Raw genomic sequence first — 15,170 nt, forward strand, 5'->3', positions numbered from 1 at the left:
GATGCCCATCGTGGCTCGACGGCGCCGGGAGCCCTCGTTGCGACTCGCTTCGACGGCCTGCCACGCCACGTGGCGACGTTTCAACTCGGACGCATTTCCAGCAGCGGGCGACCGGCTTCGGTCGTGACGCTGAGCAACTTCATGTCCTCGCGCGGAATGGAACTCGCTCCCAGCACCGCTCACGGGCTCGGGGCCGGTTCGGCTTCAAGCCCGTGGAAGGCGGCGCGGTAGGCGTTGGGGCTGGTGCCGACGATGCGCTTGAAGCGGTCGCGGAAGGCCGTGGGTGAGCCGAATCCGACCTGCGTCGCGATCCGATCGACCGGGTGGCCGGTGGCTTCCAGCAGGTACTGTGCCTGGCGGATCCGGGTCCGGTGCAGCCACCGGGCGGCGATGTCCTCAAGCGCGAGGTCTTTCGCGCTGTTGTCCTCCATCCAGCGCAGTAGGGGTTCCAGGACCGATCCGCGTGGGGTCGGTGGTTGGTCGTGGACGATGAACTGGGCCTGGCCTCCCTCCCGTTCCAGGGGCATCACCGACAGGCGGGCGGCGTCGGCCGCGACCGCGGAACCGTGGTCGCGGACGAAAACGTGGCCACCGACGAAAACGTCCTGGCCAGCCTCCATCGCACGGTCGACACCGCGCTGCCCGCTCTGCTCAAGGAGGCCCTCGACCGTCCGGGGCTGACCGTGGCCACCGTGTGCGGCGGTTCGATGGTGCTTGCGATGGCCGATCTGATCGAGGGCCGCCCCGCGACGACCCTCCACGCAGGACTCGACCTGCTCCGGGCCACCGGGGCGATCCCAATCCGGGCCCGGGTCGTCGACGACGGAGACCTGGTGACCGGTGCGGGCGTGACCTCGGGTCTGGACCTCGGGCTGTACTTACTGGAACGCGAACTGGGACCGCGCGTGGCACTGGCTGTGGAGCGTCTCTTCGCCCACGAACGCCGCGGCACCGTCTGGCGCAACGCCGGAACCGAGCCGACAGCTGGAGTCTGAACATGGCCGAGACACCCGCTGCCGGAACCTGGACATCCGGCCTCGCCAAGCCGTGTGGCGGGCGACTCGCCGTCCGCGAACTGCACGCACAGGACGACAAACGCGGCGCGGCCCGAAGTCGGCGGCGCGGCGTTGAAATCGGCCTCATCGGAATGTTGATTCGGCACCGCGCCGAGCCGACTCTCCGGGGAGCGATCGCGTGACCAGACCGCGCGGCTGCGGGCGACCGCGGCGATTCCCGGGATCGGCGGCCTACTCGTTCTCCGGCGCGGTCGCGAATGATCGTTCTCAAGCCTCTCCAACTGCCCGGCGGGAGACCCGTATCGGTGATCAGCCCGACGATCGCAACGGCCTTATAGTGCGGCCATGGCCGATCCGCGCCAGCTTGTACCGGGCACCGACCGGGTACTGGCCGATCCAGAGGTGGCTGCCGCGACCGCGCGCCTGGGCCACCAGTTGGTCAAGCATGCGGTGCATGCAGCGCAGGAACGCGCTCGCAACGGCGAAATCGAGCCTGCCCGGGTTGTCGCGGAAACCCTGGCCGCACTGCCGGATTCTGCGTCGAGCATCCGGCCCGTGCTCAATGCGACCGGCGTTCTGCTGCACACCAATCTCGGTCGTGCACCGTTGTCGGACGCGGCGATCCACGCGTTGCGCGAGGCCGCCGGAACTACGAACGTGGAACTCGACCTGCATACCGGCCGACGCGGCCCACGCGGTGCGGCCGCCATCGCCGCGCTGCTGGCCGCCGTGCCAGGCGCAGAAGCCGCGCACGTGGTCAACAACGGCGCCGCAGCGCTTTCCCTGGCGGCGACCGCGCTCGCACAAGGTCGCGAAATCGTGCTGGCGCGCGGCGAAATGGTCGAGATCGGTGACGGGTTCCGCATTCCCGAACTGCTCAGCGCCACCGGCGCTCGACTTCGCGAGGTCGGGACCACCAACCGGGTCCGGCTCGACGACTACCGGCAAGCGTTGAACACGAACACCGGCTTCGTCCTCAAGGTGCACCCGTCGAACTTCGTGATCAGCGGTTTCACCGCTTCCGTGCCCGTCTCCGCACTGCGTGACCTCGGGGTGCCCGTGGTGGTCGACATCGGTTCGGGGTTGCTGCACCCGCATCCGGTGCTACCGCAAGAGCCGGACGCGACCACGACTCTTGCCGACGGAGCGGATCTGGTCATCGCCAGCGGCGACAAGCTGCTCGGCGGCCCGCAGGCAGGACTGTTGCTGGGCGGCCGCGAGCTCGTGCACCGCCTGCGGCGCCACCCACTAGCCCGCGCGATGCGTGTCGACAAGCTCACGCTCGCCGCCTTGGAAGCCACCGTGCGCGGCCCGAGCACGCCGACCGCGCGGCAGCTTCAACAGGATCAAGCCGATCTCCTGCGCCGCGCCGAGCGGCTCGCCGATGCGCTCAACGCGGTCGGCATCCCAGCCTCCGCGCAGTGCAGCGAGGCAACCGTCGGTGGCGGCGGCGCCCCCGGCATCGCACTGCGCAGCGCGGCGGTCGCGCTGCCCGAACGCTTCGCGAAGCTGCTGCGTGAAGGACGCCCTCCTGTCCTCGCACGCACCGAACGCGATCGCTGCCTGCTGGATCTGGCCGCGCTCGCGCCCGAACACGACGACGACCTGAGACACGCGGTGCTGGCGGTGGACTGATGCACGTCATCGCCACCGCCGGGCACGTGGATCACGGCAAGTCCACGCTGATCCGCATGCTCACCGGGATGGAGCCGGATCGCTGGGCCGAAGAACGCCGTCGGGGCCTGACCATCGACCTCGGCTTCGCGTGGATGCGGCTACCCGACGGCTGCACCGCGGCCTTCGTCGATGTGCCGGGTCACGAGCGCTTCGTGCCCAACATGCTGGCCGGGATCGGCCCGGTCCCCGCAGTGCTGTTCGTGGTCGCCGCCGATGAAGGCTGGATGCCGCAATCCGCCGAGCACCTGGACGCCTTGGCCGCCCTCGGAGTGCGGCACGGCCTGCTCGCCGTTACCCGCTGCGATCTGGCCGATCCCCGGCCCGCCACCGAACAAGCGCGCGAACGGCTCCGCGAAACCACGCTGGCCGACATCCCAGTGGTGCACGTCAGCGGGCGCACCGGCGCCGGTCTCGACGAGCTGCGGCACGAGATCGACGCGCTCCTTCACCGGCTGCCGGCGGCGGAGCGGGCTGCCGATGTGCGGCTTTGGGTCGATCGTGCGTTCACCATTCACGGTGCCGGAACGGTCGTGACCGGAACCCTCTCGGCGGGCACCCTCCGCAAGGATGACCGTCTGCACCTGCACCCCGCCGACGCTGAGGTGACGGTTCGCGGCCTCCAGGCGCTCGGATCGTCCGAACCGCAGATCGGCGCCGTCGCGCGAGTCGCGGTCAACCTCCGCGGTGTGGACCTCGACCAGGTGCGGCGTGGCGACGCATTGCTGACCCCGGACCGTTGGCTGACCACGGATGCCCTCGACGTCCGGATTCATCGGGCGATTTCAAGGGAAACGAACGCGGCGATTTCCATGGAAATCGCCGCGGAATTGATGTTCCACATCGGCGCGGCGGCGGTCAAGGCGCGCGTGCGGCCGCTCGGCCACGACACCGCGCGACTCACCTTGCGCACCCCGCTGCCCCTACGCATCGGCGACCGGGCGCTGCTCCGCGATCCGGGAAGTCGGCGGGTCTGCGGTGGACTGGTGGTGCTCGACGTCCGCCCACCGCCGCTGGCCAGGCGTGGCGCTGCCCGCGCGCGGGCAGCCGAACTGGACACCATGGACGGACGGCCGGACGGCGTGGCCGAGCTTCGCCGACGCCGGCTGATCAGGGCCGATGAATTGCGTGCGATGGGCGCGACACCGCCGGGACCCGGGCAGTGGCTGGTGGACGAAGCGCACCGTGACGAGCTCGGCAATCGGCTCAAGGGATTGCTGGACCAACATCAGCGGACACACCCGCTAGCGAACGGCATGCCCGCCGAAGCAGCGCGCCGCGCGCTGCAACTACCCGATCTCGCGCTGCTGCCCATGATCGCGCATGCCGCCGGGGTTTCCATGCGGGACGGAAGGCTCCACAAGGGGCACGCAGCGCTGCCCGAACACGTGGAGCGCGCAGTGGAGGCGATTCGGCGGGCACTCATCGACCACCCGTTCCAAGCCCCAACCGCCGAGGACCTCGCCGAACTCGGCATCGGGGACAAGGAACTCGCCGCCGCCGCGCGCACCGGAGCTCTTCTTCGCTTGGCGCCCGGCCTAGTGCTCTTGCCGGACGCCGAGGAGTCCGCCGTGGCGCGCCTGGTGCTGCTGCCCGAGCCGTTCACCCTCAGCCAAGCCAGGCAGGCACTGGACACTTCGCGTCGCGTTGCGGTTCCCTTGCTTGAACTGCTCGCTCGCCACGGCCGCACGCGGCGGCTACCCGATGGCACCCATCGCGTTGTTTCTCCACCCCCAGCGCCGGGAAATACCGAGGACAACCCGACGCCACGGCGATGAGCAGGAATTCTGCGATCTTGCGCCCACCGCCGCATGGTGAACACCTGGCGCCCGGGCGCCGGGGCGATGGGAGGCAGCCATGCCGCGGAAGATCTGGACCGGCTCGATCAACTTCGGTCTGGTCACCATCCCGGTCGGGCTCTACGCCGCGACCGAGGACCACACCATCCAATTCCACCAGTACGAGCGCGGGACCGCCGACCGGATCCGCTACAAGCGGGTCAACGAGCGCACCGGCAAGGAAGTCGGCTACAACGACATCGTCAAGGGCCGCGAGTCCGATGGCATGATCATCACCGTGGAGCCGTCCGAACTCGACGAGATCGCCCCCGGCCGCTCCCGCACGATCGACATCGCCACGTTCGTCGATATCTCCGAGATCGACCCGGTGTTCTTCCAGAAGACCTACTGGCTGGCGCCCAACAGCAAGGAGCACTTCCGGCCCTACAACCTGTTGCGCGAGGCGATGCGCGAAACCAGCCAGGCGGGGATCGCGACCTTCGTGCTCCGCGGCAAGCAGTACCTCACCGCGGTGCGCGCCGACGACGACGTGCTGGCGCTGAACACGCTCTACTTCGAGGACGAAATTCGCGACCCCCGCGAGCTGGTTGGCGAGGGCCCCGAGCAGGTGACGCCGTCGGACAAGGAATTGCAGATGGCGACCACGATCATCGAGTCGATGAGCGGGCCGTGGGAGCCCGAGCAGTACGAGGACACCTACGCCGCGAGGGTCGAGGAGTTGCTGGCGGAGAAGGCGCGCGGCGGCGAGGTGAAGGCCGCGGAGGCACCCCCGCAACCGACCGACGTCATCGATCTCACCGAGGCGCTGCGTCGCAGCGTTGACGAGGCCCGCAAGGGCCGCAAGCCCAAGCGCGCCGAAGAGGACCTGTCGGAGCTGAGCAAGGCCGAACTCGACGACCGGGCCAAGCAGCTGGGGATCAAGGGCCGGTCCAAAATGAAGCGAGCCGAACTCGAAGAAGCCGTCGCGGCCGCCACCCAAAAACCCACCGGCACCGCGGGCCGCCGCTCCCGCCGAGCGTCCTGATCCACAAGGGACCGATCACCCTGGCAACGATCCCTCCGGGTGCGGCGTCAAGTCACCCGGCCAACGGGGCCTTCGACCACTCCGCACCGGCGCCGGGTGGCCAGCGGTGGTCAGACGTCGAAGTCGACCGTCACGTTGTCGGTGATCGGCAGCGATTGGCAGGTCAGGACGAAGCCCTCGGCCACTTCCGATTCCTCCAGGGCGAAGTTGCGGCGCATGCGGACCTCGCCGCAAGTGACCTTCGCCCGGCAGGTGCCGCATACACCGCCCTTGCAAGCGAAGGGCAGGTCGGGGCGGATGCGCTGGGCCGCGTCGAGGACCGGGACGTCGCGGGGCAGCGACATCGGCGTCGACCGACCATCGAGCACCACCGTGACCTCACTGGTCGGGCCCTCGGTCGCCGGTTCCTCGTGGCGCGCCGGTTCCGGCGGCACGTCCTCGACGTAGAACAGCTCCTGGTGAACCCGTTCGGTGGCGACACCGCTTTCGTGCAGCACGTCTTGGGCGTCGCTGACCATGCCGAACGGTCCGCACAGCCACCATTGGTCCACCGCGGCCGCTTCGAGCACTGTGGACAGGATCGCGCGGAGCTTCGCCGCGTCCAATCGGCCGGTGAACAGCTCCGACTCGCGCGGTTCTCGCGAGAGTACGTGCACCAGTTCCAGCCGCGTCGGGTAACGGTCCTTCAGGTCGGCGAGCTCGTCGGCGAACATCACCGTGTCACTTCTCCGGTTGCCGTAGAGCAGCGTGACCGTCGCCTCCGTCTCACGCAGGACCGAAGCCACGATGGACAGCACCGGCGTGATCCCCGACCCGGCGGCGATGCACACGTGCCGTTCGTCGGTGGTCAGATTCGGGGTGAAGCCACCGTTGGGCGGCAGCACCTCGATCTCGTCGCCGGGCCGCACCTCCCGCACCAACCAGCTGGAGAGCAGCCCGCCGGGTACGTGGCGCACGCCGATCCGCGGCGCCGATCCCCAGGGCGCGCAGATCGAATAGGACCGGCGTTCCTCGCGGCCGTCCACCTGTCGCCGCAGCGTCAGCGACTGTCCCGGTTGGAAGGCGAACTCGTCTGCCAGCTCTGGCGGGACGTCGAAGCTGACCGCGACCGCGTCCTCGCACAGCCGCTCCACGTGGCTGACACGCAATGCGTGAAACGACGTGCGACGGCGGCGGACCGCGGCCGGTGCGGGCGCGGGGGCGGGACGGACCACGTCAGATCTCCTTGATGTGCTCGAAAGGTTCGCGACACGAGCGGCATCGGCGCAACGCCTTGCACGCGGTCGAACTGAACTGCGAGACCTGCTCGGTGTCCGGTGAACCGCACTGGGGGCAGTGAACTCGGGCGCGCGGCGGGGTCAGCGTGAGCGGCACGGGGCCGGATGCACGCTGCGGGGCGGCGCCCGGCGGGGCGATGCCGTACTCCGCCAGCTTCCGCCGACCGGCTGCGCTGATCCAATCGGTGGTCCACGGTGGGTCCAGCACCGTACGCACCTCGACCTCGCCAAAGCCCGCTGCGTGCAGCCGGCGGCTGAGGTCGGTGCGCATCTCGTGCATTGCCGGGCAGCCCGAGTAGGTGGGCGTGATCGACACGACCACCTTGCCGTGGCCGGCCAGTTCGACATCGCGCAGGACCCCGAGGTCGGCCAGCGTCAGCACCGGCAGCTCCGGGTCGGTGACCGACTCGGCGACCGCGCGGGCGTGCCGGAGGTCCGGCTCGGTACTCGTCACCATGTCGCCTCCGGGTGCGCTCGGGCCAGGCTCTGCAACTCGGCAAGCAGAAAGCCCAGATGCTCGGTGTGGATGCCGTCCCGGCCGGTTCGCCCCGCCACACCGGCGAGCCCCGATCTGTCGGGCCGCCGCAGGGTGGCCGCCGCAAAGACCTGTTCCAGGACGTCGTCGAACTCCGCGCGCGTCTGCGCCGGGTCGATGCCGACACCGGCCCCGACCATCTCCCGGTCGGTCGCGTTCGGCACGAACAGCTCGTCGACCAGCGGCCACACCTGGTCGAGCCCGTGCTGCATCCGCACGTGCGACACCGCCGTGCCGTCGCCGAGCCGAACCGTCCACCGTGCCGCGTACTCGCGGTGGTACGCCAACTCCTTGACGCCCTTGGCCGCGATCGCCGCCAGTACCGGGTCGCGCGACTCGGTCAGCCCGGCCAACAGCGCGAGACGCCACGTCGAGAACACCAGCAGCCGGGCGATGGTCTGCGCGAAATCGCCGTTGGGCGGCTCGACCAGTCGCACGTTGCGGAACTCGCGCTCGTCGCGGAAGTACGCCAGCTCGTCCTCGCTGCGCCCGCTGCCATCGGACTGCCCGGCGCGGGCCAGCAGCAACCGCGCCTGCCCCAGCAGGTCCAGCGCGATGTTGGCAAGGGCCAGCTCGTCCTCGAGCTCCGGCGAGCGGGTGACCCACTCGGTGAGCCGCTGCGAGGCGATCAGGGCATCGTCGCCGAGCATCAGGCAGTACCGGGCGAGCGCCGTGCCGTCGACGCCGTCGGGCAGCGCGGTGTCCACTCCGGACAGCGGGTCGTCGAAGCCGGTGCCGAAGGCCCAGCGGGACTCGCCGCCGGGCTCGGTGGTGGTCAGCGCCTCGTAGGCGTTGTCGAACGACATGGGGCCGGCCTCACATGTGCGGAACGTCGTCGGGGATGCGGTAGAACGTGGGATGGCGGTACACCTTGTCGCCGCTGGGCGCGAAGAACGGGTCCTTCTCGTCCGGGCTGGACGCGGTGATCGAATCCGCCCGCACCACCCAGATGCTCACGCCCTCGTTGCGGCGGGTGTAGAGATTGCGCGCGTTGTGCAGCGCCATCTCCTCGTCCGCGGCGTGCAGCGAGCCCACGTGCACGTGGTTCAAACCCCGCTTGCCGCGGACGAAAACCTCGAATAACGGCCACGAGGACCGCGGCGCGCCAGCTTCGGTGTCCGAACTCATCGCGCGACCTCCTTGCGTGCGGTCTGCTTTTCGGCATAGGCGGCTGCCGCGTCGCGCACCCACTGCCCTTCCTCGTGCGCGGCCCGGCGGCGGGCGAGCCGCTCCTCGTTGCACGGCCCGTGCCCGGCGATGACCCGCTTGAGCTCGGACCAGTCCGGCTCCCCGAAGTCGTAGCGCCCGCGGCCGTCATTCCAGCGCAGCGCCGGGTCGGGCAGCGTGACGCCCAGCGCCTCGGCCTGCGGCACGGTCATGTCGACGAACCGCTGCCGCAGTTCGTCATTAGTGTGCCGCTTGATCCGCCACGCCATGGACTGCTGGGTATTGGGCGAGTCGCCATCGGGCGGGCCGAACATCATCAGCGACGGCCACCACCAGCGATTCGTCGCCTCCTGCACCATCTCCCGCTGCTCGTCGGTGCCGCGCATCATCGTGAGCAGCAGCTCATAGCCCTGCCGCTGGTGGAACGACTCCTCTTTGCAGATCCGCACCATGGCGCGCGCGTAGGGCCCGAAGGAGCTGCGGCATAACGGCACCTGGTTGCAGATCGCCGCCCCGTCGACCAGCCAGCCGATGACGCCGATGTCGGCGAAGGTCAGCGTCGGGTAGTTGAAGATCGACGAGTACTTCTGCCGCCGTTCGATGAGCTTCTCGGTCAGCTCCGACCGGTCCACGCCGAGCGTTTCGGCCGCGGAGTACAGGTAGAGCCCGTGCCCTGCCTCGTCCTGCACCTTGGCCAGCAGGATCGCCTTGCGCCGCAGGCTCGGGGCCCTGCTCAGCCAGTTGCCCTCCGGCTGCATGCCGATGATCTCGGAGTGCGCGTGCTGGGCGATCTGGCGCACCAGGGTCTTGCGGTAGCCCTCGGGCATCCAGTCGCGCGGTTCGATGCGCTGGTCGTGCGCGATCCGCTCCTCGAAGTGCCGCTGCAGCTCGGCGTCGCCGAGGCGGTCCACCGTGCTCGTCATGGTCACTCCTGCTCCCCCGGCCGCTTGGCCACCAGCGTGAGCACGTCGTACTTGGCCACCGAAGCGCCGTCCTGGTTGGTCACGTCCACATCCCAGCGAACCTCGCCGTGCTCGGCGCCGACCCGCGGCGTGATCTGCTTCGCGGTCATCGTCACGGTGATCTCGTCACCGGGGTAGGTCGGCGTGAGGAACCGGAGGTTCTCCAGGCCGTAGTTGGCCAGCACCGGACCCGGGTCCGGGTCGACGAACAGCCCGGCGGCGAAGGACACCACCAGGTAGCCGTGCGCGACCCGGCCGTCGAAGAACGGGTTGGCCCGCGCCGCTTCCTCGTCGGTGTGCGCGTAGAAGGTGTCGCCGGTGAAGTCGGCGAAGTGCTCGACGTCCGGCAAAGTCACCGCGCGCGGCCCGGCGACCACCGTGTCGCCGATGCGTAGTTCCTCGAGGTACTTGCGGAACGGGTGCTTTTCGGTGACGTTGCGCGGAGATCCGGTCACCCACCGTCCGGTGATCGCGGTCAGCGTCGCCGGGTCGGCCTGTACCGCGGTCCGCTGCATGTGGTGCAGCACGCCGCGCACGCCGCCCATCTCCTCGCCGCCACCGGCCCGGCCCGGTCCACCGTGGACCAATGCGGGCAGCGGCGAGCCGTGCCCGGTGTTCTCCGCGGCGTTGTCCCGGTTAAGCACCAACATCCGGCCGTGCCGGGACGCCGCGCCCAGCACCACGTCGCGCGCGAACTCCCGGTCGGCGGTCACCACGGAACCGGCGAGACTGCCCTTGCCGCGCCGGGCCAGCTCCACGGCCTGCGCGGTGGTCTCGTACGGCAGCACCGTGCTGACCGGGCCGAACGCCTCGACCTCGTGCGGCTGCGGCTGGTCCGGATCGTCGCAGCGGACCAGCAGCGGCGGCAGAAACGCGCCGCGCTCCGGATCGGCGTCGACGACCTCGACCCGCTCGGGATCGCCGTGCACCAGGGTCCCGGCCTCCAGCAACGCCTTGAGCGACCGCCGGACCTCCTCGCGCTGCTCCAGGCTGGCCAGCGCGCCCATCCGCACCTCCGGCGAGGAAGGATTGCCGACGACGACCTTGTCCAGTCGCGCCTTGGCCGCCGCCACCACGTCGTCGATGCGGTTCGCCGGCACCAGCGCCCGCCGGATCGCGGTGCACTTCTGCCCGGCCTTGACCGTCATCTCGGTGACCAGCTGCTTGACGAACAGGTCGAACTCGTCGGTGCCGGGCGCGGCGTCCGGACCGAGGATCGAGCAGTTCAGCGAATCGGCCTCCACGTTGAACCGCACCGAGTTCGCCGCCACCACCGGATGGGTGCGCAACCGCTGGCCCGTCGAGGCGGAGCCGGTGAACGACACCAGGTCCTGGTCCGTCAGGTGCTCGAAGAGGTCGCCCACGCCGCCGCAGATCAGTTGTAGCGAGCCCACGGGCAACAGTCCCGAATCGACCATCAGCTCCACCAGTCGGTGCGTGAGATACGCGGTCTGGCTGGCCGGCTTGATCAGGCTGGGCACCCCGGCCAGAAAGGCGGGCGCGAACTTTTCCAGCGGCCCCCACACCGGGAAGTTGAACGCGTTGATCTGCACCGCGACGCCTCGCAACGGTGTGCAGATGTGCTGCCCGACGAACGTGCCGCCCTTGCTCAGCGGCTCGACCGCGCCATCGGCGTACACGGTGTCGTTGGGCAGTTCCCGGCGGCCCTTGCTGGAGTAGCCGAACAGCACCCCGATACCGCCGTCGATGTCGAATTTGGAGTCACCGAGCGTGGCACCGGTTCGAGCCGACAGCGCGTACAGCTCCTCGCGATGCTCACGCAGGTACGACGCCAGGCTCTTCAGCAACGCGGCTCGCTGGTGGAAGGTCAGCTCCGCCAGCGCCGGGCCGCCCCGGCCGCGCCCGTGCGCCAGCACCGCGGCCATGTCGATCCCGGCCGAGGAAACCCGCGCGACCTCCTCACCGGTCACGGCATCGCGCAGCGGCACCCCGTCGTCCGATGGGGCGTGCCAGGCACCGTTGACGTAGCTCCGCAGGGCAGCCATGCACCCCGACCTCCTCCGGCTGGTTCTTTAACTGACCGTTCGTTCAAAAAAGTAGCACTTCCGGCCGCATCCGCGCATCACCCGACACGCCGGAATTCCGCGTTGCCGAGCCAGCTGGGACGGCTGCACCGGACCCCCTTGACAGCACCCGGCAACGGCGTCTTAATTACCGACTATTCGTTCGGTTACGAGGCGGTGGACCAGTGCAGGAGACCGGCGCGAGAACGCACGACCCGGCGCGGGCCATCTTCGGTGACGACCGCGCCTCGCAGGCCCTCGGCATCGAGCTCGTCGAGACCGGCAACGGATTCGCCCGGACCCGGATGCGGATCACCGACGCGATGGTCAACGGCCACGGGATCGCTCACGGGGGCTACATCTTCCTGCTGGCCGACACGACCTTCGCCTGCGCCTGCAACAGCCACGGCCCGACGACAGTGGCGGCGCGCGCGGACATCACCTTCATCCGTCCCGCGCGGGGCGGCGACCTGCTGGTCGCCCGCGCCGAGGAACGAACCCGGTTCGGCCGCAGCGGGATCTACGACGTATCCGTGCAGCGCGGCGACGAACTGATCGCCGAATTCCGCGGCCACAGCCGATCGCTGCACGGCGAACAGATCAATCAGCCCGAGGGGGCCAGACCATGACCGGGCGAACGGCGCTGACCTCGCCGCGCCGGCTCGGAGCCGCGCCAAACCCGGCCGATCTCGACGCCGCCGAGCGGTATTCCGCCGACGAGCTCGCCGCGGTGCAGTTGGAGCGCCTGCAACGGACCCTGCGCCACGCCTACGACAACGTGGCGCTCTACCGTGACAAGTTCGACGCCGCGGCCGTCCGGCCGGAGGACTGCCGCAGCCTGGCCGACCTGGCGAAGTTCCCGCACACCACCAAGCAGGACCTGCGGGACAATTACCCCTTCGGCATGTTCGCGGTGCCCATGCAGCAGGTCCGCCGCCTGCACGCCTCCAGCGGAACGACCGGCAAGCCGACCGTCGTCGGCTACACCGAGCGGGACCTGGAGGTCTGGGCCGACATGGTGGCGCGCTCCATCCGCGCGGCCGGCGGGCGCCCGGGCCACAAGGTGCATGTCTCCTACGGCTACGGCCTGTTCACCGGCGGGCTCGGCGCGCACTACGGGGCCGAGCGGCTTGGTTGCACCGTGATCCCGGCCTCCGGCGGGATGACCGCCCGGCAGGTACAGATCATCCAGGACTTCCGGCCCGAGATCATCATGGTCACGCCGTCGTACATGCTCACCCTCATCGACGAGTTCGAGCGGCAGGGCATCGACCCGCGCGGCACCTCGCTGCGAATCGGCATCTTCGGCGCCGAGCCGTGGACCGAGCAGATGCGGGCGGAGATCGAAGAACGGTTGGACATCGACGCGGTCGATATCTACGGCCTGTCCGAGGTGATGGGCCCCGGTGTGGCCAATGAGTGCGTGGAGACCAAGGACGGGCTGCACATCTGGGAGGACCACTTCTACCCCGAGGTGATCGATCCGCTCACCGAAGAGGCGGTGCCGGACGGCGTCGAGGGCGAGCTGGTGTTCACCTCGCTGACCAAACAGGCGATGCCGATCATCCGCTACCGCACGCGGGACCTGACCAGGCTGCTGCCCGGCACGGCTCGGCCGATGCGCCGGATGACCAAGATCACCGGTCGCAGCGACGACATGATCATCCTGCGCGGCGTGAACGTCTACCCCACCCAGATCGAGGAGCTGGTGCTGCGCACCGAGGGGCTGTCGCCGCACTTCCAGCTGGTGCTCACCCGCGAAGGCCGGATGGACAAGATGACCGTGCGGGTCGAGGCCCGCATCGACTGCCCCGGCAGCCGCCGGGAACCGGCCGGCATCGAACTGGTCCGCGCGATCAAGGACGGCGTCGGCATCAGCACCGAGGTCACCGTGGTGGATCCGGACACGCTGGAGCGCTCGGTCGGCAAGCTGCGCCGGCTCGTGGACCGGCGCGAATCCCGATCCGCGGACTGAAATACTGCAAGCCATGTCGGAAACCGCTGGGCGTGCGAACCGCCGAGGACGGCCGGGCTACGACCTCGGCCGACTGCTGGATGTCACCGTCCGGGTGTTCAACGAGCGCGGCTACGAGGGCACCAGCATGGAGGACCTCTCCCAGCGGCTGGGCATCACCAAATCGGCGATCTACTACCACGTCTCCAGCAAGGACGAGCTGCTGCGGCTGAGCGTCAACCGGGCGCTGGACGCGCTGTTCGCGGTCACCGAGGAAGAGGCGTCGAATACCGGAAAGGCCATCGACCGGCTGGAACACGTGGTCCGGCGCAGCATCGAGGTGTTGGTCGAGGAGCTGCCGTTCGTCACGCTGCTGCTGCGGGTTCGGGGCAACACCAGGGTCGAGCGGCAGGCGCTGACCCGGCGCCGCGAATTCGATCACGTGGTCAGCGAACTGGTCAAGCAGGCCGAGGCGGAGGGCAGCATCCGGCCGGATGTCGATCCGGCGCTGACCAGCAGGCTGCTGTTCGGCATGGTCAACTCGGTCATCGAGTGGTACAAGCCGAGCCGCGGTCTGCGGGCCGCGCAGGTGGCCGACGCCGTCACCAAGATCGCCTTCGACGGGCTGCGCACCATTCCGGGAAAACAGGCGTAACGAATTCCCGGTTCTGCTGTCTTACCGTTCCAGGCTCGGTTCCCGTGGGCGGATCGCCGCCTGCCCATGAAGCAGGAGAATCCGGGGCGGCGCTAGTTACGCATGTGACGAAAGACGCAAGTGCCCGCGCCGCTTGCCATGCAGACGTTAGCGGCGATCCGGGCGCCACCAGGCGTTGAACACATCGGACTGTTCCGCCGCGGCGGCGAAATCAGCAACTTGTGGGTGACAAAAGACTCCTGCGATCTCGACCCCGGTCCCCTTAGTCTGACTCGTTGTGACCGCCCCGGACCCGGCGGTTGCAAGGGCGGATCCGCTGATTCTGGGGACAGCGGCACCAACTTCTGGCACCGGCCGCGAGCCGGTATGTCTTGGCCGTCTTCAGCCGTACCGGGCCCGCCTTCCCTCTCGCCCTGAACCCTGGACGAGTCATCTGGAGGCGACATTGTCAAGGCTTGAGTCGATCGCTCGCGCCTTCCTCCGCTACCTCTACGAAGACGACCGCTTCCGACCGGAGGTCGCGGGCTTCTTCGACAGCCCGGCGGCCGAAGCGGCCGCGTTGCAACCGTCGTGGGCCGAACTCGCCGACGTCTTGCGGAACCTGCGCGAGCACGAGCTGATCGCCACCAGCGGCACCGGTCAGCAGGGTGCGCCCGCCCGCGCGGGCCTGACCGGATCCGGATTGATCTGCGCCGGGCGGCACGGCGGCGACGTCAGTTCCTGGGCACGAGCGCAATCGGTCGCCGTGCTGGACGAGCGCCCACCGCACCCGGTCGTACCCACGCAGGCAGCGCCGACCTCGCCAGCCGGCCCGGACTTCACCGGGCTGACCCGGGTGGCCAAGGTCGTGTTGCTGGCCTTGCCGACGGTGCACGCTCGCTACGGTGACACCGTCGAGATCGAACTGATCGCCCGGCGGCTGTGCGAGGCCGCACGGCAGGATCGCCCGGACCCACACCGGGTGCGACCGCTTGCCTATCGGCTGCGCTCCGAACTGGCCACCGGCTCCGTCGCGAAGACACTGGGCGTGGTCCTGCTCGACGGCCTGGACGAGGCCCTGGCCGAAAGCGGCCTGGAGTGAGC

At 69.4% G+C, this 15,170-nt stretch carries 15 protein-coding genes and 1 pseudogene; 9 read left to right on the plus strand and 7 right to left on the minus strand.

The window, feature by feature from the left end:
- Positions 1-179: 179 nt before the first annotated feature.
- Positions 180-614 (minus strand): annotated as a pseudogene (locus BJ970_RS28865) (helix-turn-helix domain-containing protein); the annotation flags it as partial.
- Here BJ970_RS28865 and BJ970_RS28870 point away from each other — a divergent pair.
- The 5 genes from BJ970_RS28870 (at position 501) to ku (ending at position 5,513) form a co-directional block, all read left to right on the plus strand.
- Positions 501-995, plus strand: coding sequence for a DJ-1/PfpI family protein (locus BJ970_RS28870; RefSeq protein WP_246472018.1), 495 nt, complete (start codon positions 501-503; stop codon positions 993-995). The pseudogene BJ970_RS28865 and the gene BJ970_RS28870 sit on opposite strands and share 114 nt — an antisense overlap.
- Before the next feature lie 2 nt (positions 996-997).
- A complete protein-coding gene (locus BJ970_RS28875; RefSeq protein WP_184730078.1) occupies positions 998-1,198 on the plus strand; it encodes a hypothetical protein in 201 nt (66 codons plus the stop codon).
- 163 nt (positions 1,199-1,361) lie between these two features.
- Positions 1,362-2,651, plus strand: a complete 1,290-nt coding sequence (gene selA / locus BJ970_RS28880; RefSeq protein WP_184730080.1) for an L-seryl-tRNA(Sec) selenium transferase — start codon at positions 1,362-1,364, stop codon at positions 2,649-2,651.
- Complete coding sequence (gene selB, locus BJ970_RS28885) at positions 2,651-4,468, plus strand: selenocysteine-specific translation elongation factor (RefSeq protein ID WP_184730082.1); 1,818 nt, start codon at positions 2,651-2,653, stop codon at positions 4,466-4,468. The genes selA and selB overlap by 1 nt, the downstream gene beginning before the upstream one ends.
- Positions 4,469-4,547: 79 nt before the next feature.
- Entirely contained in the window at positions 4,548-5,513 is a 966-nt protein-coding gene (ku, locus tag BJ970_RS28890; protein WP_184730084.1) for a non-homologous end joining protein Ku, read from the plus strand.
- A gap of 110 nt (positions 5,514-5,623) precedes the next feature.
- Here ku and paaE read toward each other — a convergent pair whose 3' ends face one another.
- From paaE to paaZ, 6 genes are read right to left on the minus strand one after another with little or no spacing between them, the layout of a single operon-like run.
- Positions 5,624-6,727, minus strand: a complete 1,104-nt coding sequence (paaE, locus tag BJ970_RS28895; RefSeq protein WP_184730086.1) for a 1,2-phenylacetyl-CoA epoxidase subunit PaaE — start codon at positions 6,725-6,727, stop codon at positions 5,624-5,626.
- A 1-nt stretch (position 6,728) separates the two neighbouring features.
- Positions 6,729-7,247, minus strand: a complete 519-nt coding sequence (gene paaD / locus BJ970_RS28900) for a 1,2-phenylacetyl-CoA epoxidase subunit PaaD (RefSeq protein ID WP_184730088.1) — start codon at positions 7,245-7,247, stop codon at positions 6,729-6,731.
- Positions 7,241-8,131 carry a 1,2-phenylacetyl-CoA epoxidase subunit PaaC gene (gene paaC / locus BJ970_RS28905; RefSeq protein WP_184730090.1) on the minus strand — a complete coding sequence of 297 codons (891 nt, stop codon included), beginning with the start codon at positions 8,129-8,131 and terminating at the stop codon, positions 7,241-7,243. Before paaC ends, paaD begins: the two co-directional genes overlap by 7 nt.
- Positions 8,132-8,141: 10 nt before the next feature.
- A complete protein-coding gene (gene paaB, locus BJ970_RS28910; protein ID WP_184730092.1) occupies positions 8,142-8,453 on the minus strand; it encodes a 1,2-phenylacetyl-CoA epoxidase subunit PaaB in 312 nt (103 codons plus the stop codon).
- Positions 8,450-9,415, minus strand: coding sequence for a 1,2-phenylacetyl-CoA epoxidase subunit PaaA (gene paaA, locus BJ970_RS28915; RefSeq protein ID WP_184730094.1), 966 nt, complete (start codon positions 9,413-9,415; stop codon positions 8,450-8,452). Before paaA ends, paaB begins: the two co-directional genes overlap by 4 nt.
- Positions 9,416-9,417: 2 nt before the next feature.
- Positions 9,418-11,460 carry a phenylacetic acid degradation bifunctional protein PaaZ gene (gene paaZ, locus BJ970_RS28920; RefSeq protein ID WP_184730096.1) on the minus strand — a complete coding sequence of 681 codons (2,043 nt, stop codon included), beginning with the start codon at positions 11,458-11,460 and terminating at the stop codon, positions 9,418-9,420.
- A gap of 203 nt (positions 11,461-11,663) precedes the next feature.
- Here paaZ and paaI point away from each other — a divergent pair, with 203 nt between their 5' ends.
- The 4 genes from paaI to BJ970_RS28940 all read left to right on the plus strand — a co-directional run bounded on the left by paaI (position 11,664) and on the right by BJ970_RS28940 (position 15,168).
- Positions 11,664-12,107: a hydroxyphenylacetyl-CoA thioesterase PaaI gene (gene paaI, locus BJ970_RS28925; protein ID WP_184730098.1), complete on the plus strand. Its 444-nt coding sequence runs from the start codon at positions 11,664-11,666 to the stop codon at positions 12,105-12,107.
- Positions 12,104-13,453: a phenylacetate--CoA ligase PaaK gene (paaK, locus tag BJ970_RS28930; protein ID WP_184730100.1), complete on the plus strand. Its 1,350-nt coding sequence runs from the start codon at positions 12,104-12,106 to the stop codon at positions 13,451-13,453. The genes paaI and paaK overlap by 4 nt, the downstream gene beginning before the upstream one ends.
- Before the next feature lie 13 nt (positions 13,454-13,466).
- The gene (locus tag BJ970_RS28935) at positions 13,467-14,087 is read left to right on the plus strand and encodes a TetR/AcrR family transcriptional regulator (RefSeq protein WP_184730102.1); all 621 of its coding nucleotides are present in this window, start codon (positions 13,467-13,469) and stop codon (positions 14,085-14,087) included.
- A 445-nt stretch (positions 14,088-14,532) separates the two neighbouring features.
- Positions 14,533-15,168: a hypothetical protein gene (locus tag BJ970_RS28940; protein ID WP_184730105.1), complete on the plus strand. Its 636-nt coding sequence runs from the start codon at positions 14,533-14,535 to the stop codon at positions 15,166-15,168.
- Positions 15,169-15,170 lie beyond the last annotated feature (2 nt).

Source organism: Saccharopolyspora phatthalungensis (genome assembly GCF_014203395.1).
GTDB classification, from domain to species: domain Bacteria; phylum Actinomycetota; class Actinomycetes; order Mycobacteriales; family Pseudonocardiaceae; genus Saccharopolyspora; species Saccharopolyspora phatthalungensis.